Genomic DNA, 24,762 nt, shown 5'->3' on the forward strand with positions numbered 1-24,762 from the left:
TATCAATATACTACAACACTTCCATCAGCTTTTCAAAGGCCATTCCCCGGGATGCTTTCAACAGGATAGTTGCACCGGAGATCGGATGGATGGATAGGCTCGATTTCACATCATCGGTCGTTTCAAAAAACTCAGAATCGCCATCTTTGTGTTCATAAAATGCTTTGCCGACGAAAATCAAGCGTGCTCCTACAATTGTTTTGGCAAGATCTACCACTTTTTGATGTTCAAAAGAAGATTCATCTCCAAGCTCAAACATATCACCCAAGATAATGACTTTCTGCTCAGCTTCGATGATCCCCATATTAGTCAATGCGGCCTCCATACTCGTTGCATTCGCATTATAATAATCACAGATCACGGTATTGCGGTCTGTCTTTGTTATCTGAGATCGATTATTAGTAGGTGTATATTCTGAAATGGCTTCGTTGATAAGCCCAAGAGGAACATCAAAATAATGTCCCAGTGCGATCGCTGCTAAGAAATTTTCTGTATTGTAAGAACCCGTTAATTGGGTATCTGCTTGAAAGACTTGTTCCGATTGTTGAAGATGCCATTCGATTTGCAATAATGGATTTGCCTTGATCAAACGGCCAATGATCGCATTAGACTCGGAAAAACCATAGGTTACCACCTTATTGATATGTCGTTGTGCTGCCATTTCTTTCAAAAAAGGATTATCCCCCTGCAGAAACAATGTTCCCTGACTATCTTGTAACCAATCATACAGTTCTCCTTTTGTTTTCTTCACCCCCTCAAAAGAACCAAATCCTTCCAAGTGCGCTTTACCTACATTGGAGATCAGCCCATGAGTAGGTGCTGCAATCTGGCATAAAAAATCAATTTCACCAATATGATTTGCTCCCATTTCGATGATAGCGATTTCGATTGTCTGATCAATCGCTAACAAGGTCAAGGGAACGCCTATATGGTTATTCAAATTTCCTTTGGTCGCATAGGTCTTATAGGTTTTGGATAGCACGGCATTCAACAACTCTTTAGTCGTGGTCTTACCATTGGTACCTGTGACACCAATAAAAGGAATCTCAAATTGTTGGCGATGATAATGTGCCAAAGCTTGTAAGGTTTTCAAAACATCATCAACGAGTATAAATCGATCATCTTTTTTGTATTGGACCTCATCAATGATCACGTATCGAGCACCAGAAACCAGCGCATGTTCTGCAAATTCATTTCCATTAAAATTGGCTCCTTTTAAAGCAAAAAAGAGTGAATCAGGTAAGATATGACGTGTATCAGTTGATACCGCAGGATATTGTTTGAATATGTTGTACAGTGCTTGCAGTTCCATTCTAAAAACTTTTATGTGATTGCATTTATAAGAGCAATCATAAAACAAACTTAGATAAATTTGCTTTTATACCCAATTATAATCTTACTAAAGATAGCGAGTACCTATATCCCATCCGGAAGAGCGCCATAACAGATTATAGGTTTTTATGGAGAAAGGTGATGATTTTATCGATCATGGGCTGAAACCAAGGATTAAAAAACCAAAAGGTATGCGGAGAGTCTTCAAATGCAAAAACCTCTGTATAGATCCCTAAATCATGCATCTTACGTATCATATCATCTCTCCCTGCGTGAAAACGGGGTATGGAGCTATTCAAAAATAATGTCTTTGCCGTGGAGATATTGACTTGATACAAAGGTGAGGCTTTTTCCCATTGTGCAGGCTCCTGATCATATGTTCCTCCTAGCCAAAATGAAGCCATCTCCCCTTCTTCAGATTCTGGATGATTAAAAGCTACAATCCCGTCAATATTGACAACGGCCTGAACATATGCTTTTTTATTTGCATCACTATTTGTACCCAATAAACTTGCTAACTGACCTCCCGAAGAGGTACCGATTACCGCAATTCGAGCCGTATCGATCGGCAATTGCTTCTGACTTTTGGCCCATAAGACCGCATCTATTAAATCTGTATATGCTGCGGGAAATTTAGCTTCTAACGAAAGCCTATATTCCACACTCAGAACTACAAATTGATGTGCTAAGGCATTTGCCATCGTTGCCATCATCTCTTTATTGCCAGAGCGCCATCCCCCTCCATGTACTAAAATGAGACAAGGATAACGGGTGTCAAAATTTTGAGGGAGGTAGGCATCTAAGGATAATATCCTATCATCTGTTTTTTTATATGGGATTTGACGGATGGTCAAAACTGTACTGTCTACTTTTTCTGCCAAAGTAATATAAGGTCTTTTCTTACTTTCTTTAGCAAAGGTACCTTGTAAAGTAAAAGAGCTGTCAACTTTCAAGATCTCCTGTGCATGGAGCAAGAAACACAAACTATTAAGAATAAGAAGTAAAATACGAACCTTCATGATTTTGAAATTTTTATTGCTTATCCGTTTCAACGGTAAAAAAGCGGATTAAAGACATCATTCTATGGATCAATTCAATTGCTATTTTCTGTTGGTTTCCAATCTGTAAATATCGATGAAAGACTGGGTTGCTTATAGTTATTATTTAGGATTTGCTTAGACCAAGGAACACGTTTGGACAACTGTTTAAACCCCTCTCCTCTGCAGTTAATTTCTAAAAAAACCGCTGTTTTATATTTATCCGGAAACATGGTATCTCCATTCCATGGATCCCAACCTTCAGCGGCTATATGTGAGCCCAAGTTGCAGGCATAAAACATAGCTTTAGCATTAGAGCGCCATGGTCTACCCAAATAAACCTGATTTACCTGCTCATTTTTTGCGCGCAGATCACAATTTAAAAATACAAATCCATAAGGGTGACCATATGAGTTTGAAGGTGCCGTAATATAAGAGTTCTTTAAACTTTCAATCGTACATTTAGAAAAAACAGCTGTTGCTGCTCCAAATATAAAATCTGTACTTCCTGAAATAAAACATTGGTAGATGAAATTTCTTGATCCTGCTCGCGCCAAATAAAAAGTATCTTGCCACCCCAGGATCTTACAATTACGAACGATCGTACGATCAGCATCAATATGCAGCGCCACAGCCTGCCCCTTTTCTCCAGCAGTATTCTGTATCGTCAGATTTTCAATGACACAGTCATTGCCTGCTACAAGAACCGTGTAGGAGGTATAAGTATTAAAAGGAGTTAGAAACTCATTTTGTACATTTCTTTTACCTGAATAATCGTCATTTGTAATGATGGTCGAATCTCTATCTTCCCCTACTATATGTATAAAATGTTTCCATGAGGGTATATTCAGCTTTTCATGATAAATCCCTTTGTGTACGAATATCGTAACTGGAGACTCGTAAAAATCCCGCACCGCATGGACCGCTTCTTGAATTGTTGGATATCCCTCTCCGTGCTGCCCTACGATGAGCATTTTCTTCTGTTGGGCACAACAAAAGATTACTAAAAAAAAGCAAAAGATACTGATAAGAAGTCTTTTCATATTTATCCAACATCACATAAAAAAAGTAAGCCTATACCTATGTCAAAGGAAGCACTGGTTACAACAAGTTTACTGCTAATCGGACGCAATCACAAATCCTGATTATGCAATCGTTCCCGAAAACGTTTGCATATTTTATGATAGGTGAAATCTCTTGATTCGTCTTTTTATTCCTTATTTTAGAGATATACCAATACCAGTAACCCGATCTCATGATGTCAAAACGTATCATTTTTATTTTACTGATTATATTGCAATTGATACCTGTGTCCTATGCTCAAGAATATGATTACATCGTATCCAAAGAAGGGAATGGCGATTTTAGTACAGTGCAAGAAGCAATAAATGCCACACCTGACTTTAGAAAAAAAGCTACCCGCATATTAATAAAAAAGGGCATCTATAAAGAAAAGATCATTATTGCGGGCTCGAAGCAACTTATTCAACTGATTGGCGAACCAAACCAACAAGTTGTCCTTAGCTATGATGATTTCGCTCAGAAGAAAAACAGCTTTGGCGAAGAGATCGGTACTTCAGGCTCATCAAGCATATTGATCTACGGTGATGGTTTCTATGCTCAAAATATCACCTTTGAAAACTCTTCTGGACCCGTAGGTCAAGCGGTAGCCGCATGGATAGCTGCCGATAAAGCTATTTTTCAAAATTGCATTTTCTTGGGTTTCCAAGATACGCTGTATACTTATGGCAAGGGTGCTCGACAGTTGTATGTAAACTGTCATATCGAAGGCACAGTCGACTTTATCTTTGGCTCGTCTACGGTATGGTTTGAAAAATGCATTTTAAAATGCAAGAATAGTGGTTATATCACAGCAGCATCAACACCGATAGACGTCAAAAACGGATATCTTTTCAATCAATGTCTGATCATCGGTGACCGATCTACAGGAAAATTCTATTTAGGAAGGCCGTGGCGCCCCCATGCTAAAGTTATTTTTCAACACACGACATTGCCAGACTTTATTGATGAAGGCGGGTGGGACAACTGGCGCAATATTGAAAATGAAAAAACAGCATACTTTGCCGAATATGGAAATAAGGGACCTGGTAGCCACGTGGAGAAACGCGTGCACTGGAGTCACCAGTTAACACATTCCGAAGCGGAAAAATATCAGATCAATACTTATTTTGATGACTGGGATCCCAGCGATATCATCAAAAACCCATGATTTACCGGTAACGATTGCATAGATTTCACTTCGATTTCATCGACAAAGATCGTACACTTGTGTTACATACAACCCAATTATAAACTTTAAGACTTCCTAATTATGAGGACTTCCCGTAATTATTTCAGTAGCATCAAAAAAGGTATCCTAGCAGTTATAGTACTGTCTGGTTCTTCTGTCTTTGCTCAAGCACCTCAACCTCCGGTTGTTCAAACAGTATCATTCCGCTCCGACACGATCAATATCGTCAATCACGGGGCAAAAGGAGATGGCCATTTTTTAAATACAACTGCTATTAATAAGGCGATTGAACAGAGTAGTCTTCAAGGTGGTGGTGTTGTGCTAGTTCCATCAGGACTTTGGCTGACAGGTCCTATTATCTTAAAAAGTAATGTCAATCTTCATTTAAAAAGAGATGCAATCCTATTCTTTACGGATGATTTTGATCAATATAAATTGATAGCAGCAAATTGGGAAGGACAACCTGCTTGGCGCAATCAGAGTCCAATCTCCGGAACTGATCTAACTAATATTGCGATTACGGGTTCGGGCGTTATCGATGGCAATGGTGATGCATGGAGAATGGTCAAGAAAAGTAAACTCACAGATTCGCAATGGAAAAATCTTGTTAATTCGGGCGGCGTTGTAGACAAATCAAATCAGATCTGGTATCCTTCTGAAAAATCATTGGCCGGATCTAAAGATAAAAAAGCGGGTGTCATGACTGCTGGGACATCTTCCTCCGATTATGAACATATAAAAGATTTTCTACGTCCCAATCTATTGGTGTTGACCAATTGCAAAAAAGTGCTCCTAGAGGGTGTCACCATACAAAATTCTCCAGCATGGAATCTGCACCCCTTGTTGTGCGAAGACTTGACATTGCGCCGTCTATTGGTCCGCAATCCATGGTATGGACAGAATGGAGATGGTGTTGATATTGAGTCATGTAAAAATGTACTGATCGAAGATTGCACTTTTGATGTAGGCGATGATGGTATCTGTATCAAATCGGGACGTGACAAATCGGGAAGGGAACGAGGAAAACCTACGGAAAATGTATTAATCCGCAACAATGTGGTTTACCATGCCCACGGTGGATTTGTGATCGGCAGTGAGATGAGTGGCGGTGCCAAAAACATCTGGGTTCAAGACTGCAGTTTTATTGGAACGGATATCGGCTTAAGATTTAAAACAAAAAGAGGAAGAGGGGGTACCGTTGAAAATATTTTTATCGAGAACATCAATATGATCGATATACCTGGAGAGGCTATTCTATTTGACATGTACTATGAAGCCGTTGATCCTGTTCCTATGGCTGGAGAGAGGCGAGAAAAAGTTAAAGCTGAAAAAATCCCTGTCACTGAGGAAACTCCTCAATTCAAAAATTTTCATATTAAAAATGTATTTGTCAACGGGGCTGAAAAAGGAATATTTTTCAGAGGTCTACCTGAAATGAATATCCAAGATATAACCATCGAAAAGGTAACGATACAGGCAAAAAAGGGTATTGATATCATCGAAGCGTCTAACATAAAACTCAAGGATATCACCATTTTTTCAAAAGAGACTACACCGGTAGTACATATTGAAAATGCACAAAATATTGTTTTTGAAAACTTAAAATATCAGGATGATGCTACCCTGCTGTTTGATCTGTATGGAGAAAATTCAAAAAATATCCAAGTCATCAAAACAGATGTAAACAAGGCTAAAACAATAAGCAAGATAGCATCTGGATTATCAAAATCTGTACTGAAAATCAAAAAATAACCTGTGATGAAACAAATAGTTGCTCTTATATTACTTGTCTGTAGTCTATATACACATGGTTTTGGTCAGATACCTTTATCTGAAAAAATGACGCAAACTGCCATTGATAAACTATTTAAGGATAGTGTTTTTGTGAATAACACCAAAGGACCAAAATGGACTTACGATATGGGCGTGGTGCTTGAAGGGGTTGCTGAAACATGGAAAAATACGGGAAATAGCTCGTACTTTAGTTATATCGAATCTTGGATGGATAAGTTTGTCGGACAAGATGGGACCATAAAAAATTATTCGGCGAAAGACTTTAATATTGATCATATCAAAAATGGACGTACACTGCTCTTACTTTACAAAGTCACAAAAAAAGAAAAATACTTAAAAGCTTGCCATGCTCTTTACAAACAGCTATTAAATCACCCTAGAACTCAAGAAGGTGGCTATTGGCATAAAAAAATCTATCCCAATCAAATGTGGTTGGATGGACTGTACATGGCTCAACCTTTCCGAGCAGAATATGCTGCGCTCATGAATCTGACAGATGAGTACAACGATATCGCCAATCAGTTCTTTTGGATGGAAAAGAATGCCAAAGATCAGAAGACGGGACTACTCTATCATGGCTGGGATGAGTCTCGGGCAGAAAAATGGGCAAACGCCAAGACGGGGCAATCTCCTAATTTTTGGGCAAGAGGGATGGGTTGGTATGTGATGGGATTAGTAGATGTACTTGATTATTTCCCTCTTGAAAATGCCAATCGGCAGCCTTTGATTGATCTTTTGAATAGGACGCTAAAGACTATCGTAAAATATCAAGATCCAAAAACAGGTGTCTGGTTTGATGTGATGGATCGCGGAGATATCAAGGAAAATTATGTTGAAGCATCGGCTTCAAGCATGTTTGTATATGCTTTAGCAAAAAGTATCCGATTGGGATATGTGTCTAAAGGATATGCTAAAAATACTCAAAAAGCATATGAAGGACTTCTCAAAGAATTTATATCAACTTCACCAAATGGACAGATCAATCTCAATCATGTGGTTGAAGTATCGGGATTAGGTGGAAAGAAAAAATATAGAGATGGAAGTTTTGAGTATTATATGAGTGAACCTGTTGTAAGCAACGACCCGAAGGGCGTAGGTCCATTTATACTCGCTGCCTCGGAAATGGAAATCTTTCAAGAACAGCCTAAAGGAAAGCAATTTACCGTTACATTGGATAATTATTTCAATAACGAATATAAAGCTGATCCAACAGGAAAATTAAAACCTTATCATTATTTATGGGATGGCGATGACAACAATGGTTTTTCGTTTTGGGGGAGAATTTTCAACAGAAAGCATATCCAGACCAACATACTCAAAACAGCTCCTAACTTGAGCAATCTGAGCCGATCCAATATCTATATTATCGTTGATCCTGATACCGAAAAGGAAACCGAACAACCCCACATGATGACTGAGCAATCTGCTTCTGAGATCGCTAATTGGGTGAAAAAAGGAGGCGTACTTGTATTACTACTCAACGACGTTGGCAATTGCGAAATAAAAGAATTCAATACGTTAGCCACAAAATTTGGAATTACTTTTAACGAGGACAGTAAGAATCGGGTGAAAAATAATAATTATGAAGAGGGTGCTGTATATGTGCCAAAAGGAACGGGTATTTTTCATGATGTAAACAAAATATATGTCAAGGAAATTTCTACTTTATCTCTAAAATATCCTGCAAAAGAGCTTGTCAAGCATCATGATGACATCATTATGGCCACAGCTTCATTTGGGAAAGGAACTGTTTTCGCTATCGGAGATCCCTGGTTATATAACGAGTATGTGGATGGTCGAAAATTGCCTAAAGATTTTCAAAACTTTCAAGCAGCAGAAGAATTAACAACCTGGTTGATCTCAAAAATTAAAAACTAATGGCTATGCGGTACTCATTTTTAACAACAGTGATGTTTTGGCTATTTTCCAACCTGCTGTGTTTTGCTCAGCCCAATGAGATCAAAGATCCTATGGCTGAAAAGATGCTGATTTATCAATTAAAAAATGGGGGGTGGCCTAAGCAACTAAAAGATAAAAGTGTGGTTAACTATGACTTGCAGATCAGCAAATCGCTTTTAACGAGGATAAAAAGCACGACTATCGAGTCTGCAACCATAGACAATAAAGCAACCACGAGGGAGATAACGACTTTAATCAAAGCCTACAAAAAAACAAAAAACATAACGTATTTACAGGCGGCAGAAAGAGGTATTGATTACCTATTAGAGGCACAATATAGCCATGGTGGTTTTCCTCAATACTATCCCAACACTTCTCTCTATAGAAGCCAAATCACCTTCAATGATGATGCGATGATCAATGCATTGCAGATACTACATGATATCGCGACGGCCAACAATGACTTTGAACTGGTTGATAGATCCTATATCCCAAAGGCACAGTCTGCAGTAGAAAGAGGCATTGCCATCATCCTACAACTACAAGTAAAACAAGACAGCCTACTGACGATATGGTCTGCTCAATATGACCCCGAGTCTCTTTTACCCGCTCAGGCCAGAAGTTTTGAACCAGCAGCATTGAGTACCAGTGAATCTGTTGGTATAGTTCGATTTTTAATGGCACAAAAAAATCCATCTCCAGATATTATAACAGCAATCCATGCTGCTATTAAGTGGTTTGAACAACATCAGATTGCAGGTTATCGATTTGACCATGAGATTGACCCTAAAACAAAAAGATCCATACGTCATTTGATCGCAGATACATCTTCAACTGTTTGGGCAAGATTTTATGATCTTGAGTCAAATAAACCCATTTACGGTGATCGAGGCAATTTGATCACATCCAATTTTGAAGATTTATCAGAAGAAAGAAAAAATGGCTATGCCTGGTTTGGAAACTGGCCGGAGAAGCTTCTCCAAAAAGATTATCCTAAATGGCTCAAAAGAAATAATGTAGTGAATCCAAATTAATTATTAAACACGGAATAAAAAATGATTTTAAATCGCCAAAATCTACCAGAAATTACCAATACCGAAGTGCTGAAACCAGTGGATTCAGTTTTTGATCTTCCAGAGAAAATTATACAATTTGGTACTGGTGTATTACTGAGAGGCCTTCCTGATTTCTATATCGACAAGGCAAATCGAGAAGGGGTTTTTAATGGCCGCATTGTTATTGTAAAATCGACAGATCAAGGAGATACTGTTGCTTTTGAGCAACAGGGCAATCTCTATACCACCTGTGTCCGCGGAATAGAAAATAAGGAAACGGTCAACCAGCAGATTATCAACGCTTCTATCAGTCGTGTTTTGACTGCTACAAAAGACTGGGATCAAATCATAGAAGCAGCGATCAACCCTGCTATTAAAATCATCATATCCAATACAACAGAAGCTGGCATCACATCGAGCAGTGAAGATATTTCTGTTGGAGTACCGTCTTCATTCCCAGGGAAATTATTGGCGATATTATTTGCAAGATTTCAAGAGTGCAAAGGTGATCCCAATGCAGGATTCATTATTCTACCTACCGAATTAATCAGTAATAATGCAGATCAACTGAAAGAATACGTGCTTCAATTAGCTGCTATCAATCATATGAATCAGCTTTTTATCCGATGGATAAAAACAGCAAATTCGTTCTGCAACACACTTGTTGACCGCATTGTTCCTGGAAAGCTGGCATCTGAAGATTATAAAGAGACAACATCAAAATTAGGATACGACGACGAACTCATGATCATGGTGGAACCTTTTAGCTTATGGGCAATTGAGTCTTCTGATCCTCAAGTTATCGAAAAGCTTTCCTTTGCACAAGTCAATAAAGGAGTAGCGATCGTTCCTGATATTCAAAAATTTAAAGAACTTAAATTGCGCTTATTAAATGGAACACATACCCTATCCTGTGCAATCGCGCTGTTAATGGGCTTTGATACCGTTAAAAAAGCAATGGAGAATGATGATTTTCTAGGGTATGTGTCCGATTTAATGGAAACAGAGATCGGTCCTTCAATTTTGGACGAGACCATTACAAATGAAGATGTACAGGTTTTTTCAAAATCCGTGATTGACAGATTCCGCAATCCATTTTTGGACCACCAGTGGAAAGCCATTTCATTAAATTATACCTCCAAAATTAAATTAAGGATACTGGGTCTATTGAACAAATGGTATCAATTGCATCAGTATGCACCTGAACATATCGCCTTAGGTTTTGCGGCATATGTAATCCTCATGGATACCAAAGAAATCAATGGCGCTTTTCAGACACAACATATCGCCTCCAATTTTAATATTCAGGATGAATATGCGTCGGCATTATACCAGCAATGGGCGAAAGGATCTCATCAGATCAGCGATATCTTAAAGTCGACTGCAGTATGGGAACAAGATCTATCGGCTTTTCCAGGATTTTATAACGCTGTAGCAAACTACATTCAACAAATCAGCAGTATAGGAATAGAGGCGGTCTTAAAAAAACAGGAGCAATTAAAGTATGAAAACTAAGTTTTTACAGATCCACCCATTAGATAATGTGCTGGTCGCACTGCAAGATCTGAAAAAGGGAGAGGTCATCTCATTTAAAGGTAGTGATATCACCCTTACCGCTGATATTCCGGCAAAACATAAATTCTTTATGGATGATATGCATGCCGGTGATGATATTTTGATGTATGGAGTATTGGTCGGTAAATCTCAATATGCGATCGCCAAAGGAAGTCGTATGGATACAGACAATACAAAACACGCAGTAGATACCTATTGTTTTCGTCCTTATGATTATCAGTGGACAGCTCCTCATATCGATTCTTTTAAAGGCAAAACATTTAATGGTTATGTACGATCAGATGGACGTGTGGGTACGGCAAATCATTGGTTATTCATTCCTCTCGTGTTTTGTGAGAATAGAAATCTCGATATTATTAAGGAAGCCTTATACAATGAACTGGGTTATAATGTTTCTGAAAAATATAAGTCATTTACAAAGGCACTAGTACATGCGCACAAAAATGGAAGGCCATTACAGCAGGTCAATATGGATGAATTCGTCCATTTTTCTCCAACCTCTGAACGTGTTTTTAAGAATATTGATGGTATTAAATTTTTAAATCACCAAGGAGGCTGCGGTGGCACTCGTCAAGATGCGGCAATATTAAGTAAGCTATTGGGCGCTTATGCAGATCATCCGAATGTATGCGGTATCACCATTCTGAGTTTAGGATGTCAAAATCTTCAAATAAATGATTTTTTAACCGATCTAAAGGATCGAAATCCAGACTTCGATAAACCTATTTTTATTTTCGAACAGCAGCAGTCCAAGAGTGAAGAAATCCTGATCAAAGAAGCTATCACCGCTACATTTGAAGGTCTAGTCCAAGCCAATGAGATAGAAAGGCAGCCCGCTCCATTAAGCAAATTGGTGTTGGGAGTCAAATGCGGCGGAAGCGATGGATTCAGTGGAATTTCAGCCAATCCTGCTGTGGGATACACTTCAGATTTATTAGTGGCTTTGGGTGGAACTGTTCTTTTAGCGGAATTTCCAGAGCTGTGCGGGGCCGAACAAAGTTTGATTGATCGTACTATAGACGAGCATGCCGCTAAAAAATTCATCTCCCTGATGCAAGCTTATAGCGCTTCTGCAGAACAGGCTGGATCGGGTTTTCATATGAATCCATCACCGGGTAATATTAAAGATGGCCTGATCACCGATGCCATAAAAAGTAATGGAGCGGCAAAGAAAGGAGGCAACTCTCCTATTGTAGATGTGCTGGACTATACCGAATCTTATTCAAAATCTGGGCTTAATTTGGTCTGTACACCGGGCAATGATGTGGAAGCCACAACGGGAAAAACAGCATCAGGCGCAACATTGATCTTATTTACCACAGGTCTTGGTACTCCGACAGGCAATCCCATCTGCCCCGTCATCAAAGTCGCAACCAGCACAAAACTTGCAACGCAAATGGCAGATATCATCGATATCAATACAGGACCGATTATCGATGGTGAAAAGACCATTGAAGAAATGGGTGAAGATATACTGCATTATTGTATCCAAGCGGCGAGCGGTGCGATTATACCCAAAGCCGTCTTACTCAATCAAGATGATTTTATTCCTTGGAAACGAGGAGTGAGTTTATAAATCCATATAATTCCATTTGATATGAAATCTTTTTTAGACGAAAACTTCTTATTAACGACAAAAACAGCGCAAGATCTATATCACGGTTTTGCGAAACATCAACCCATTATTGATTATCATAATCACCTTATACCGCAGCAGATCGTCGAAAATAGATCTTTTGATAATATCTCTCAGCTCTGGTTATATGGCGATCATTATAAATGGAGAGCTATGCGTACCAATGGTGTAGATGAAAGGTATATAACTGGAGATGCTACGGATGAGGAAAAATTTATCAAATGGGCAGAGACAGTTCCGTATACTTTGAGAAATCCACTTTATCATTGGACACATCTCGAATTGAAACGATATTTTGGTATTGAAGAAATACTTTCTGGTAAAAATGCAAAAGCTATTTACGACCGTATCTCCGAACAACTGCAATCACCAGAATTTAATGTCCGTGGTCTGCTCAAAAAAATGAACGTGGAAGTGATATGCACAACAGATGATCCGATCGATAGCTTAAATGATCATCAACAATTTGCTTCTGAAAAAGAAACATTTAAGATGCTACCCGCATTTAGACCTGATAAGGCTATGAATTGCGACCGTGTGGATGAGCTTAATTCATACATAGATCAATTGGAAAAGTGTACAGATATGGATATCAGTTCATTCCAAGATTACTGTAAGGCCATTCGGTCACGTCATGATTTTTTCGCCTCCAATGGCTGTTGCCTATCAGATCATGGCATCAACCAGGTCTATGCCGAAGATTATACCGAACAGGAGATCATCCAAATATTTGCCAAAATCAGAAATAAACAGGATCTCAGTCTGCAAGAAAATTTAAAATTCAAATCTGCCATGCTCATCTACTTTGCAGAACTGGATCATGAAAAGAACTGGGTACAACAGTATCACCTTGGCGCATTACGCAACAACAATAGTCGTATGCTCACTATACTGGGTCCAGATACGGGATGGGACTCTATCGGCGATTTCAGTCAAGCGACGGCTCTTTCAAAGTTTATGAATAAGTTGGATCGTACTGACCAGCTTGCCAAAACGATTGTTTATAACCTCAACCCTGCAGATAATGAATTGATCGCCTCGATGATCGGAAATTTTAATGACGGTTCGATTGCAGGAAAAATACAATTTGGTTCTGCCTGGTGGTTTTTAGATCAAAAGGATGGTATGACCAAACAATTGAACGCTTTGTCCAACATGGGACTTCTTAGCAGGATGGTCGGTATGCTGACAGACTCAAGAAGCTTTCTTTCATTCCCAAGGCATGAATATTTTAGACGTATACTTTGTAATCTATTTGGAGACGATGTTGAAAATGGGGAATTGCCAGATGATCAGGAATGGATCGGCAAGATCATTGAGGATATTTGCTACAACAATGCCAAAGCATACTTTAGGTTTTAAATATTGCGGACAAAAAGAGCTGCTCCATATTCAGATGATCTCTGAAAACGTTTGCGTAAATATAAGCAGTTCTTTTTGTTCAGTTTTATTATAAGCCTTAACTTTAGAGTATAGAATCATTTATCAACCTAAGTTACCAGGATGGACTTGTCCGTAGCTATTGATATACTCTTATTGAAAGGAATACGAACAAACTAACATTTCTTTATATCAACCATGTAAAGAAAAAGTACCTAAAAATATGAACAATAATAAACCAACAAAGTATCGCTGGAGCGTTTGTGCCCTCCTATTTTTTGCCACTACTATCAATTATTTAGATCGTCAGGTGCTCTCGCTAACTTGGAAAGACTTCATCAGTCCAGAGTTTCATTGGACTAATAATGATTACGGAACAATAACAGCACTATTCTCCATTTTTTATGCGGTGAGTATGCTTTTTGCTGGTCGTTTTGTCGATTGGATGGACACAAAAAAAGGATTTCTTTGGGCAATAGGTATCTGGTCTATCGGTGCTATCCTACATGCTTTTTGTGGTATCGCAACGGCGGGGCAACTGACAGGCAATTGGTTTTTAAATTTTGAAGAGTCCAAAGAAGTAATAGGTACGATCAATGATGTGGGCTTGGTGATCAGCACGAGTGTCACCTTATTTATTTTTGCTCGTTTTGTATTGGCCATTGGCGAAGCTGGTAATTTTCCCGCAGCGATCAAGGCAACAGCAGAATATTTTCCAAAAAAAGACCGTGCATTGGCAACCAGTATTTTCAATGCAGGTGCTACCATTGGAGCATTAGTAGCCCCCATTACTATTCCTACAATAGCGAAGTACTACGGTTGGGAAATGTCCTTTATTATTATTGGTGCCTTGGGATTTGTCTGGATGGGATTTTGGATATTTATGTATAAGAAACCTGAAGAACACCCTCAGGTCAATGAAAGTGAATTAACTTATATCCTACAAGATTCGGCACATCATACAGAAGAACAAAAGCTAAATGAAAAGACAAAAGTCTCTTTTATAGATTGTTTTAAGCATAAACAAACATGGGCTTTTGCTTTTGGAAAATTTATGACTGATGGTGTTTGGTGGTTTTTCCTATTTTGGATGCCGGCTTATCTGAGTGCTGTATATGACATTAAATCGTCCGATACCGAAGGACAGTTGGCCATTTTTGTTCTATACATGATTACCCTATTCTCCATCTACGGTGGATACCTACCTACTCTTTTTGTCGAAAAGAAAGGTATGAATCCGTATGAAGGCAGAATGCGCGCGATGTTGATCTTTGCTTTTATTCCCTTGATTGTTTTATTTGCACAACCTCTAGGATATGTGTCTTACTGGGTTCCTGTAGTTTTTATCGGTATTGCGGGTGCAGCTCATCAATCTTGGTCTGCCAATATCTTCTCAACTGTTGGTGACATGTTTCCAAAGAAAGCAATTGCTACAGTAACAGGTATCGGTGGTTTAGCCGGAGGACTTGGTGCATTTATTATCAACAAAATATCTGGTGTTCTATTTGATTATGCCAAAGAAACTCAAATGAAATTTATGGGATTCCATGGCGAGGCAGCAGGCTATTTCATCATTTTTTCATTTTGTGCTGTTGCATATTTAATTGCATGGATAGTCATGAAAGCTTTGGTTCCTAAAATGAAAATCGTAGATTTATAATTATAATATATTCAACAACCTAATCCATAATTAAACTAAACTCTAAATGAACTTAGAATTAGAAAGTATTTTCTACGAGGAGAGTAACATCCCTCCTGAATTTACGCTCGAACAACAAGTCGATCAACGCGAGTTCCTTTCTGATGGGAAAATGATTCCTTGGGAAGGACAAATCAATGAAGTTTTTTCACCTATATGTGTCAAGACCAAGGACGGTCTTCAACGAAAGCGTATCGGTAGTTTTCCAGTATGTACTGAAAAAGAATCTATGGCAGCGCTAGATGCTGCTGTCCAAGCTTTTGATAATGGTCGCGGTGAATGGCCAACAATGAGTGTGGCTGATCGCATCATCTGTGTCGAAAATTTCACCAAAAAAATGATCGAGAAAAAAGACATTGTTGTCAAATTGATCATGTGGGAAATCGGAAAATCATATACAGATTCCATCAAAGAATTTGATCGTACCGTAGAATACATCTATGCCACGATCGATGCTTTAAAAGATATTGACAGACAGTCTTCAAGATTTGAAATCGAACAAGGTATTATTGCTCAGATCAGACGCTCACCGCTCGGTGTAGTACTTTGTATGGGCCCCTTTAACTATCCTTTGAACGAGACCTTTACTACGCTTATACCGGCATTGATAATGGGCAACACCTTATTATTTAAACCACCTAAGCATGGTACATTATTGCACTACCCTTTGTTAGAGGCATTCAGAACTAGTTTTCCAAAAGGTGTAGTCAATACCATCTACGGTAGAGGAAACAATATTGTACCGAGCTTGATGCAGTCTGGAAAAATTAACGTATTAACATTAATTGGTTCTAGTAAAGTCGCAGATGAATTAAAAAAACTGCACCCTAAAGTAAATCGCCTACGTGCCATTTTAGGATTGGATGCCAAAAATGCAGCGATTATCACAAAAGATGCTGATCTTAACTTAGCTGTATCGGAAACGGTATTGGGGTCACTTTCTTTCAATGGTCAACGCTGTACAGCCATAAAAATAGTGTACGTACACCGTAGTATTGCACAAGAATTCTTAAAACGCTTAACAGCAGAAGTGGAGAAATTGAAGTTTGGTATGCCTTGGGAAAAAGGGGTGTCGCTAACACCATTACCTGAATTAAACAAACCGGCATACTTAACCGAATGTATCCAAGATGCCATTGCCAATGGAGCGAAGGTCATCAATCCAAATGGTGGACAAGTAGAAGAATCATTTGTGTATCCGGCGATCATGTATCCGGTAAATGCCAATATGAAGCTTTATAGAGAAGAGCAGTTTGGTCCAGTGATTCCTGTTGTACCTTTTGATGACTTAGAAGAACCGATTGAATATTTAATTGAATCTTCGCATGGTCAGCAAGTTAGTATTTTCAGTAATAATGCTGCTGTGATCTCTTCTTTAATTGATCCATTGGTCAATCAGGTAAGCCGTGTAAATATTAATTGTCAATGCCAGAGAGGTCCTGATAATTTTCCATTTACTGGTCGTAAAGACAGTGCCGAAGGTACGTTATCGGTCGTGGATGCATTGCGTGCATTCTCTATCCGTTCTCTCGTTGCGGCCAAATTTACAGATGACAATAAAAAGATGCTTAATGATATTGTGAGCTCCAACAGTTCCAATTTCTTAAGTACCAAATACATTTTCTAAAATAAAAAGGGGCTTTGCCCCTTTTTATTTTATCTTTTGCGCTAATGTTATCGACTGCTCTTTGATCCCTTGTACGACCAATTGGGCAATTACAAGCGCTCCGCGCTCATTCAGGTGTGTATCATCAATCTTTCCGTTAGGATAATTGGGATGAGGAGGAGGTACATGTAAAAACAAGTTTTTAGAAGACTCTTCTCCATACTCCATCAATAATGTACGCGTTTTTTTTTCCATATCAATCATAGGAACTCCTAATGTACGCGCAACACTCCTTACCCGATCTGGATATTGCCCATGCGTATCGACCAACTGACCATCCTCAAATTTCCTTCTTACTATAGAAGTCAATAAAATGGGATACGCTTCCTTTGCTCGTACTTCGGCCACATATTGCATCAGATTCTGTTCATATTCCTGCAAACTTGTACCCACTGTGGGCCGGTCCACTTTTTCATCATTATGACCAAATTGGATCAAAACATAATCTCCTGCTCGCAAATCATTCAGCACCTCCGACCAGCTAATATGTCCTACTGAATCATTGGGCTTACGGAATGATTTTGTGCTCCTACCGTTAATGGCTAAATTAATGACTTCTACATCTGCGTTAAAAAACTGCTTAAAAGGTGTTCCCCATCCTGTTTCAGGAAAGACATTTGCTTTTTTATCCGCGGCGGTTGAATCACCTATGATATACACCCTCGTTTTATCAAGAGAAAACGAAGATGCGAGCGCTGTTAAAATCAATAACAAAAATATCTTGTTCATATCATATTTTATGATGGTGACTAAAAATAGCCTGCCCATTTATACTAGACAGGCTATAAACTAAACAACCAAAACTATTTAATCCATCTCATATCACCAATACCATTCTCTTTTAGCGTGCTATTCGAAATTGTAAAGTCTCCCTTTGAAACATCTTTAAATCCTGGGTTCAGGGTTGTTCCCGATGGGTCAATCTTTATACTGGCAGATGATGTTGCTGTAAAATTTACGGCATTAAAATAATTATTGTTCGCTACTGTTTTTAATGTCGTGGCTGCTTGATTCGCCAGCAAGCCGTCCGTATTTGCAACGATATTCTTCGTAAATGAAATTTCATTTTTTGTTGCTCGCACATAGAATAACCTTTTCGTATTCAAATTAACCACATTATAAAATGTATTGTTTGAAACTTTCAGGATAACATTTTCACTTGGAAAATTGGTAGAGCCATCTGCATCCATACGAAACAAATCTCTTGCAGCAACACAGTTGTAAACGGTATTGTTAACGAATGTCAAACCTTTGACCAAACCTTTTCTGATATCAATAAAATCACCGCCAGTCCCTTCGATATTGTGGAAAATGCCCTGTTCAAATTGCACCGCATTAATCAGTGATTTGTCAGCAACATTCAGTAAGCTATTTTTATAATTTCGGATCACAACATCTTGTACATGAAGATCTCCATATGTTCCATTGTCAAACTGTTTGTAAATAAATGTAGAAGCCACTTCTTTTTTACCGTCCAGAATCAGATCTTTTATGGAAAGTGCTGCCCCATCGCTCACTATAAATCCGGCATTAATCAAAACGGGCTTATTGACCGATTCAATTCCTTTGATACTGATTACTTTACTAATGAGCAGGTCTGTACTCAACAGATATTCTCCAGATTTTAAGGCAAATGTTTCACCACCAACGGCATTTTTAATTGCTGATTCCAATTCAGCGGCGGTCGTAATTAAAATCGCACCCCCCAAATCAATTGCCGTTGTAAAGCTTAATGTCCCACGTACTTTTGATTCATTCATCAAAGTGGCAACATAATTGGTTTCACCAATTAGGCCACTTACTGTTGCCTGTCCTTTAGCGATTTCGTCAGCTGTCACTTGATGAATTATATTTCCTGGTGAAAGTACTATCGTTGTAGCCTTCTCTCCTGCAGTCCATTCCAAAAAGGCTGCATTTGCTTCAATTTTGGATACATCGACAGCCTTAAAGATTTGTTCAGTGCTCGTTTTAAACGTAGCCGAACTCCACTTTGAATCCTTGATATCTACTCCTACTGCCTTCACACGTACAGCATAATCGGTATCCCCAGAAAGTCCTGTAATGGTATAGGGTACCTGATCAAAAAGGATATCAGAAACCACACGTTCTGGCTCTCCAGAAAAACTTTCATCTTTGGAAGCATACACTTCTACGGTATAGGAGGTTGCTTTTGATACCGCTTTCCAAGTCAGTCTCACTCCTGTCTGGTTGACAACACGTGTTTCTAATGATGTTGGGGAAAATACACGGTCTACATCTAAGGTGGTTATTTCGGCAAACCGGTCATCCTTGCAGCCACTCGTTCCCAATGAAATAATAAGGATAAAAGGATATATGAAGTTGTTAAACTTGATCATAATTTATTGTTTTCATTTAAATAATTACTGAAAATTAAACCCATTATTATTCAGCTTGCCATTACTTCCGTCCAGAAACACTTGCCAAATGGGCCAAAACTGCTGTTGATCTGGATCTCTTAAAAACAAACCATCCCAATACTTCACAGCATCAGAGGCTGCATTCAATGTCCAGGCTTTGCTGGATTCATATGTGCTTCCGACTGCATCTGTATCTCCTTTTTTTAGCCCATAGATTTCTACTGTCTCTTGATCCGCTGCGGTTCTAAAATAAATTTTGGACAATAAGCCTTCATATTTTCCAGTTCGCGCTTCCAACTGCTGTAATTTAATTTTGGATGCATTCAGCTTCTCACTCAATAAATTCCACCGAATAAGATCCGATTTACGCAGCATTTCACCCACAAACTCCAAGGCTCGTTCGTCGACTATAGCATTAAAAAATAAGGTTTTGCTTTGTGTAATTTGGTTCATGTACTGATCCACTTTTGCGGTGTTATTGGCAAAAGCACGAGCCCTTACTTGTTTAAAATATGGAGCTGCTGCTTGTGGACCGTCCAATTCATTAATCGCCTCAGCCGCCATCAATAAAACATCGGCGTAGCGCATATACATCCAGTTCAAACCGTCATCATTGGTAGAAGTCACCACGCGACTCATCCATTCATAGCGATATTTACCAAAGTACCATTTGTTTAGACTGGTCGGTACTTGCTTGCCCCCGGTCCATTCATACGGAACACAAGAAACATCTCTGCGCAAATCACCCTCCTCATAATCATAATACATCGTTGGATTAGGTCCATTAGTACCACCTTTGTTTTGTCCGGTGTACTTATCCACTGTCGTATGTTTGACTCCCAGATCAAAGATCACACGACCTCTACCCTCGCTAAATGGAATCTCCCACATCGACTCCAGCCCGGCAGCTCCAGACTCGCGGCATAATGTTTTGAATACCTCCTCAAAACCCAGCAACCGTTGTGTACCACTATTGATAATATCCAGACACTCTTGTTTAGCAATTGCATAGGTTTTCGCTACAGCTAAATCTGGATCATTGCTTCTTCTAATCGTTCCATCAGAACGTTGAGAAAATCCGCCAGCTGCCAAAGCTAGACGAGCACGAAGCCCTTTTGCAAAAGCTTTATTTACGCGTTCCACAGAAGAAGTCGTAGAGGTTGCATTTGCCCAAGGCAATAAAGTAGCGGCCTCTTCGAGATCTTGTAACAACTGTTTGTAAATCACATCGCGATCACTTTTCTCGATATAGGTGGTTTCACTTGTTAAAGGTTCGAAGCGAGCAGGGACATCTCCCCATCCTTTTAATAAATCGTTGTACAGTACTGCACGCAATGTCAATACCTCTCCTAAGATTTGAGCCAATTCAGGATTATTCGCGACATTTCCATACGTACGTAGACCACGAATCGCCATATTTGCACGCTCTATCCCCTCATAAAATTTTGCCCAAGCGTTATTATCCGTATTCATCTGCCCATTATTCACATTGGTATTATAATTGGATAGTCGCGATTTATCATCAGCAATTGTTCTTAACGCATTGTTTACTTCTGTATCTGTATTGACACCATAGAACACCAGATACCGACCCCTATAGGAGTTTGTCTCACCAAAAGACTGTATAATCCCAGCTATAGCACCAGAGGCTAAACTTGGAGTAGAAAAAATAATCGATTCATCTAATGAAGATTTGGTAGGGGCATCCAACACCTTACTACAAGAAGCGGATAAACTCGCAGCAACAAGTAAGATTGAAATTTTACTATATATTCTTTTCATCTTCTTAAAAATTTAAATTAATACCAGCAACAAATAGCCGACTCTTAGGGTAAGCTGAATAATCAACTCCAGGGGTAAGGTTTGTTTTTCTACGCGTAGACACTTCGGGATCAAAACCGCTATAATTGGTCCACGTAAATAGATTATATCCCGTTACATAGAGACGTAAATTTTTGACGCTCGCTTTTTTCAACCACTGATTAGGCAATGTATAGCCTACTGATAGCGTACTAAAGCGCAAGAAGGAACCATCTTCAACTGCCCAATCACTGAATACAAAACTTTTCATATGTGGAGACCACATTGTAGTATTACGGTTCATCTCTTCCAATTGATTGGGATCGTTTGATAGAGTTCCATCTGGCAATAAATTGGTCCAACGCTGTCCCTCAGCCATGGTCGAGATCATATTACGTGACGAATATTTACTTGTTGAGGTGTATTCGATCTTATTGGCATTGTAAATATCATTGCCGTAACTCCAGTTGAATAAGGCTGAGATATCAAAGTTATATATACGACTATAGATCGAAAAACCTCCTGTATGACTTGGATTGGCATCTCCTATAATCGTTCGATCTGTCGCATCAACACGATTTCCTTCTCCTGCAATATTTTTCAATTTTATCATACCTGGTCTCAGTGCTCCTACCACCGCCGTTGCGTCTGCAACACCATCTTTTAATATCCATTTCTTTGTGGTTGCATCGTATCCCGAAAAATCTGATACTTCGTAGCGACCATCATTTAAGTAACCATACATCTTACCCACCGATAGCCCTTGCTGAACGATATACTCGGGACCGATCTCACTAGATGCCCATTGACTTTCGGCATAGAAGCTCTCCATCAGACCTAAAGAATTAACTTTGTTTCTATTGAAACTGATATTTGCAGAGAGATTTAAATCTATATTCTTTTTCTGTATGGCTTTCCATGCCATGGACAATTCCAACCCTTTATTTTGGGTTTCTCCCATATTGCGATATTGTCCATCATAGCCTGTACCTGGAATTGGAAAGAGGATGAGTAGATCTTTCGTATGATTTAAATAGGCATCTATGGTACCGGTGACCGCTCCACCAAATAAGGAGTAGTCGAGGCCCAGATTGCGCGTTACTGTGGTTTCCCATTTTAAGTCCGAATTGGCCATGATCTTTGATGCAGCCCAATAGCTTTCAAATCCATTGACCCAAGTGGTCGGCTTTACATCAAATGTTTGTGTCATCTGACCAGATGGTATGTTATTGTTTCCTGCGGTTCCGTAACTGGCTCTTAGCTTAAAATCGTCTAACCAGCGCTTGGTATTATCCATAAAAGGCTCTGCTGAAATGCGCCAAGCTCCAGAGGCTGATGGAAAATACCCCCATCTATTGTTTTTAGAAAATTTGGATGAACCATCCGCTCTAAATGTGGCACTTAACAGATATTTACCCTTAAAATCATAATTTGATCGACCGAAAAATGACAGGAGCTTATCATCAGGGAATAGGTAGTTTTCAATGGCATTTGCATCACCTTGTGCGGATAGTTTTCGAGCATCGTCAAAACCGAATGTCTTGGGGAAACCATGTACCGTTGTCGTATGTGACTCCGATATACTTTTGATATACTCCTGTCCTAACAAAAGATTTAAATTATGATGGGTACCCATCATATCTTTAAAATCATAGGTCAATGTATTGGTATTTCGAAGCGATTGTTTATTTAATTTAGTAAAAACGATCGCGGGCAAACCTTGATTTTCCGCAGCGGGAATATTGGCGACATAATAAGTTGTTTTTCCATAGAAGCGATCGTCGGCATTCCGAAAATCATCATAACCAATTTCTGATTTTATTTTCAAGTTATCAACCAATTCCCAAGCAACACTTCCATTGAGGTTATAGGTCCTCCTCTTTTGTAATTGATCATTATCGGAAAGGGCTTCCAATGGGTTATATAGGTTAAATTCATCATCAGTCTCATCCGTATTGGTTAGCCCCTGAATGGCAAAAGGAGGATAGAGCATCGCATATTTCAAGCGTGAATCTGCTGAAGATATTTCTTTCTGTTCATTAGTCCCTCCGCCTTCAATCTTGGTATCTGAAAAGCGCATGCCCAAATCAACAGTAACTCTTTTATGCGGTTTATGGTTTAATTTAAAATTTAGATTTTGGCGTTGATAACCGGACATCTCCATGATGGCTTTATCCTTGATAAAAGTGTGACTCAGTGTATATTTGGTATTATCACTGCCTCCACTTAGACTGATATTTTGATTGAAAACATTCCCCGTTCTACCAAATACCAGATCCTGCCAATCATTTGCTTTGACTTGATCATACAGATCAATATCTTGGTAATTGCCAAAGTACTTGGTGTACCCTCCTAGGTCGTTATTCAGTAGTGCATTTTCATATTGCCATTTGACATAATCGGCAGGAGTAAGTACATCCAGTGTATTAGCTATATTTCTAAAACCACCGTACGCAGCATAGCTGACGGCTGTTTTACCGGACTTGGCTCCTTTGGTGGTGACTAGGATCACGCCATTCGCTCCTCTGGAACCATAGATTGCCGCAGAAGAAGCATCTTTTAAAACATCGATTGTTTCAATATCTGAAGGAGCAATATCAGCAATAGAAGCGACCGGAAATCCATCGACAATGTAAAGCGGAGCATTGTCTCCTGTTATGGATCCTCCCCCACGAATCCGCACCTTCATCTCCGCATCAGGAGAGCCTTCTGTAGATGATATCTGGATCCCAGCCATCCTTCCAGCAATAGCTTCTAATGCGGAGGCAACAGGAGCTTTTTGAATTACATCAGCGGATATTGACGATATGGCCCCCGTCAAGTCTTTCCTTTTAACAGAACCATATCCAATATTCACGGACACTTCTTCCAATGCATTGGAAAGGCTCTCCATATCCAAATTGATGATGGAGCTTCCTGTAGGGACGACGACCGTAATGCTCTTGTATCCTACATAGGTCAGCACAAGCTCTGTATCTTTGGTAGGAACTGACAGGATGAATTTTCCAGATTTATCTGTAATGGCTCCATTCACTGACCCTTTTACACTAACGCTAACGCCAATCAAAGGACTTGCATCTTTCGCGTCTTTAACGATACCGGATACTTGTCTACTTTGTGCAAATGCATCATTTGCAAAAAAGGCTGTACACAAAAGGGTAGAAAACAACACTCTACTCATAATGTTTATATTAAGTTTAAAAATTGCTTATCAAAAAGTAATCAAGAAGAAATTGCTCTTAAAAGGCTAAAGAAATCTC

At 39.1% G+C, this 24,762-nt stretch carries 16 protein-coding genes; 9 read left to right on the top strand and 7 right to left on the bottom strand.

Annotation, left to right across the window (positions count from 1 at the left end; genetic code table 11):
- Positions 1–10: 10 nt before the first annotated feature.
- From MUB18_RS03790 to MUB18_RS03800, 3 genes are all read right to left on the bottom strand, one after another.
- On the bottom strand, positions 11–1,312 hold the full coding sequence (locus MUB18_RS03790) for a UDP-N-acetylmuramoyl-tripeptide--D-alanyl-D-alanine ligase (protein ID WP_248754998.1): 1,302 nt from the start codon (positions 1,310–1,312) through the stop codon (positions 11–13).
- 136 nt (positions 1,313–1,448) lie between these two features.
- The gene (locus MUB18_RS03795; RefSeq protein ID WP_248754999.1) at positions 1,449–2,351 is read right to left on the bottom strand and encodes an alpha/beta hydrolase; all 903 of its coding nucleotides are present in this window, start codon (positions 2,349–2,351) and stop codon (positions 1,449–1,451) included.
- 74 nt (positions 2,352–2,425) lie between these two features.
- Positions 2,426–3,412: a pectinesterase family protein gene (locus MUB18_RS03800; protein ID WP_248755000.1), complete on the bottom strand. Its 987-nt coding sequence runs from the start codon at positions 3,410–3,412 to the stop codon at positions 2,426–2,428.
- Between the two features lie 212 nt (positions 3,413–3,624).
- On the opposite strand from MUB18_RS03800, the gene MUB18_RS03805 reads away from it, so the two are divergent.
- The 9 genes from MUB18_RS03805 to MUB18_RS03845 all read left to right on the top strand — a co-directional run bounded on the left by MUB18_RS03805 (position 3,625) and on the right by MUB18_RS03845 (position 17,285).
- Positions 3,625–4,599, top strand: a complete 975-nt coding sequence (locus MUB18_RS03805; RefSeq protein ID WP_248755001.1) for a pectinesterase family protein — start codon at positions 3,625–3,627, stop codon at positions 4,597–4,599.
- A 102-nt stretch (positions 4,600–4,701) separates the two neighbouring features.
- Positions 4,702–6,372, top strand: a complete 1,671-nt coding sequence (locus MUB18_RS03810; RefSeq protein ID WP_248755002.1) for a glycoside hydrolase family 28 protein — start codon at positions 4,702–4,704, stop codon at positions 6,370–6,372.
- A 6-nt stretch (positions 6,373–6,378) separates the two neighbouring features.
- The gene (locus MUB18_RS03815; RefSeq protein WP_248755003.1) at positions 6,379–8,292 is read left to right on the top strand and encodes a glycoside hydrolase family 105 protein; all 1,914 of its coding nucleotides are present in this window, start codon (positions 6,379–6,381) and stop codon (positions 8,290–8,292) included.
- Between the two features lie 5 nt (positions 8,293–8,297).
- A complete protein-coding gene (gene pelA, locus MUB18_RS03820; protein WP_248755004.1) occupies positions 8,298–9,347 on the top strand; it encodes a pectate lyase in 1,050 nt (349 codons plus the stop codon).
- Between the two features lie 21 nt (positions 9,348–9,368).
- Entirely contained in the window at positions 9,369–10,883 is a 1,515-nt protein-coding gene (locus tag MUB18_RS03825; RefSeq protein ID WP_248755005.1) for a tagaturonate reductase, read from the top strand.
- Complete coding sequence (locus tag MUB18_RS03830) at positions 10,873–12,519, top strand: UxaA family hydrolase (RefSeq protein WP_248755006.1); 1,647 nt, start codon at positions 10,873–10,875, stop codon at positions 12,517–12,519. Before MUB18_RS03825 ends, MUB18_RS03830 begins: the two co-directional genes overlap by 11 nt.
- Before the next feature lie 21 nt (positions 12,520–12,540).
- Positions 12,541–13,941, top strand: a complete 1,401-nt coding sequence (uxaC, locus tag MUB18_RS03835; RefSeq protein WP_248755007.1) for a glucuronate isomerase — start codon at positions 12,541–12,543, stop codon at positions 13,939–13,941.
- 241 nt (positions 13,942–14,182) lie between these two features.
- Positions 14,183–15,619, top strand: a complete 1,437-nt coding sequence (locus MUB18_RS03840) for an MFS transporter (protein ID WP_045752970.1) — start codon at positions 14,183–14,185, stop codon at positions 15,617–15,619.
- A 46-nt stretch (positions 15,620–15,665) separates the two neighbouring features.
- Positions 15,666–17,285 (top strand): NADP-dependent glyceraldehyde-3-phosphate dehydrogenase, encoded by a 1,620-nt coding sequence (locus MUB18_RS03845; protein ID WP_045752971.1) that lies wholly within the window; start codon positions 15,666–15,668, stop codon positions 17,283–17,285.
- Between the two features lie 24 nt (positions 17,286–17,309).
- Here MUB18_RS03845 and MUB18_RS03850 read toward each other — a convergent pair whose 3' ends face one another.
- The 4 genes from MUB18_RS03850 to MUB18_RS03865 form a co-directional block, all read right to left on the bottom strand.
- Positions 17,310–18,053, bottom strand: coding sequence for a rhamnogalacturonan acetylesterase (locus MUB18_RS03850; RefSeq protein WP_248755008.1), 744 nt, complete (start codon positions 18,051–18,053; stop codon positions 17,310–17,312).
- 74 nt (positions 18,054–18,127) lie between these two features.
- Positions 18,128–19,681: a DUF5123 domain-containing protein gene (locus MUB18_RS03855; protein ID WP_248755009.1), complete on the bottom strand. Its 1,554-nt coding sequence runs from the start codon at positions 19,679–19,681 to the stop codon at positions 18,128–18,130.
- 24 nt (positions 19,682–19,705) lie between these two features.
- Complete coding sequence (locus MUB18_RS03860; protein WP_248755010.1) at positions 19,706–21,484, bottom strand: RagB/SusD family nutrient uptake outer membrane protein; 1,779 nt, start codon at positions 21,482–21,484, stop codon at positions 19,706–19,708.
- Positions 21,485–21,488: 4 nt separating this feature from the next.
- Positions 21,489–24,683 carry a SusC/RagA family TonB-linked outer membrane protein gene (locus MUB18_RS03865; RefSeq protein ID WP_248755011.1) on the bottom strand — a complete coding sequence of 1,065 codons (3,195 nt, stop codon included), beginning with the start codon at positions 24,681–24,683 and terminating at the stop codon, positions 21,489–21,491.
- Between the last annotated feature and the right edge of the window lie 79 nt (positions 24,684–24,762).

Origin of the sequence: Sphingobacterium sp. PCS056 (assembly GCF_023273895.1) — a bacterium.
In the GTDB taxonomy this organism is placed as follows: Bacteria; Bacteroidota; Bacteroidia; order Sphingobacteriales; family Sphingobacteriaceae; genus Sphingobacterium.

Bases quoted from the DNA above. Each gene is read 5' to 3' on its own strand.
- MUB18_RS03825 (WP_248755005.1), top strand. From the start codon at position 9,369: ATGATTTTAAATCGCCAAAATCTACCAGAAATTACCAATACCGAAGTG.
- MUB18_RS03810 (WP_248755002.1), top strand. From the start codon at position 4,702: ATGAGGACTTCCCGTAATTATTTCAGTAGCATCAAAAAAGGTATCCTA.
- MUB18_RS03855 (WP_248755009.1), bottom strand. From the start codon at position 19,681: ATGATCAAGTTTAACAACTTCATATATCCTTTTATCCTTATTATTTCA.
- MUB18_RS03845 (WP_045752971.1), top strand. From the start codon at position 15,666: ATGAACTTAGAATTAGAAAGTATTTTCTACGAGGAGAGTAACATCCCT.
- MUB18_RS03800 (WP_248755000.1), bottom strand. From the start codon at position 3,412: ATGAAAAGACTTCTTATCAGTATCTTTTGCTTTTTTTTAGTAATCTTT.
- MUB18_RS03840 (WP_045752970.1), top strand. From the start codon at position 14,183: ATGAACAATAATAAACCAACAAAGTATCGCTGGAGCGTTTGTGCCCTC.
- MUB18_RS03850 (WP_248755008.1), bottom strand. From the start codon at position 18,053: ATGAACAAGATATTTTTGTTATTGATTTTAACAGCGCTCGCATCTTCG.
- MUB18_RS03860 (WP_248755010.1), bottom strand. From the start codon at position 21,484: ATGAAAAGAATATATAGTAAAATTTCAATCTTACTTGTTGCTGCGAGT.
- MUB18_RS03830 (WP_248755006.1), top strand. From the start codon at position 10,873: ATGAAAACTAAGTTTTTACAGATCCACCCATTAGATAATGTGCTGGTC.
- MUB18_RS03815 (WP_248755003.1), top strand. From the start codon at position 6,379: ATGAAACAAATAGTTGCTCTTATATTACTTGTCTGTAGTCTATATACA.
- MUB18_RS03865 (WP_248755011.1), bottom strand. From the start codon at position 24,683: ATGAGTAGAGTGTTGTTTTCTACCCTTTTGTGTACAGCCTTTTTTGCA.
- MUB18_RS03790 (WP_248754998.1), bottom strand. From the start codon at position 1,312: ATGGAACTGCAAGCACTGTACAACATATTCAAACAATATCCTGCGGTA.
- uxaC (WP_248755007.1), top strand. From the start codon at position 12,541: ATGAAATCTTTTTTAGACGAAAACTTCTTATTAACGACAAAAACAGCG.
- MUB18_RS03805 (WP_248755001.1), top strand. From the start codon at position 3,625: ATGATGTCAAAACGTATCATTTTTATTTTACTGATTATATTGCAATTG.
- MUB18_RS03795 (WP_248754999.1), bottom strand. From the start codon at position 2,351: ATGAAGGTTCGTATTTTACTTCTTATTCTTAATAGTTTGTGTTTCTTG.
- pelA (WP_248755004.1), top strand. From the start codon at position 8,298: ATGCGGTACTCATTTTTAACAACAGTGATGTTTTGGCTATTTTCCAAC.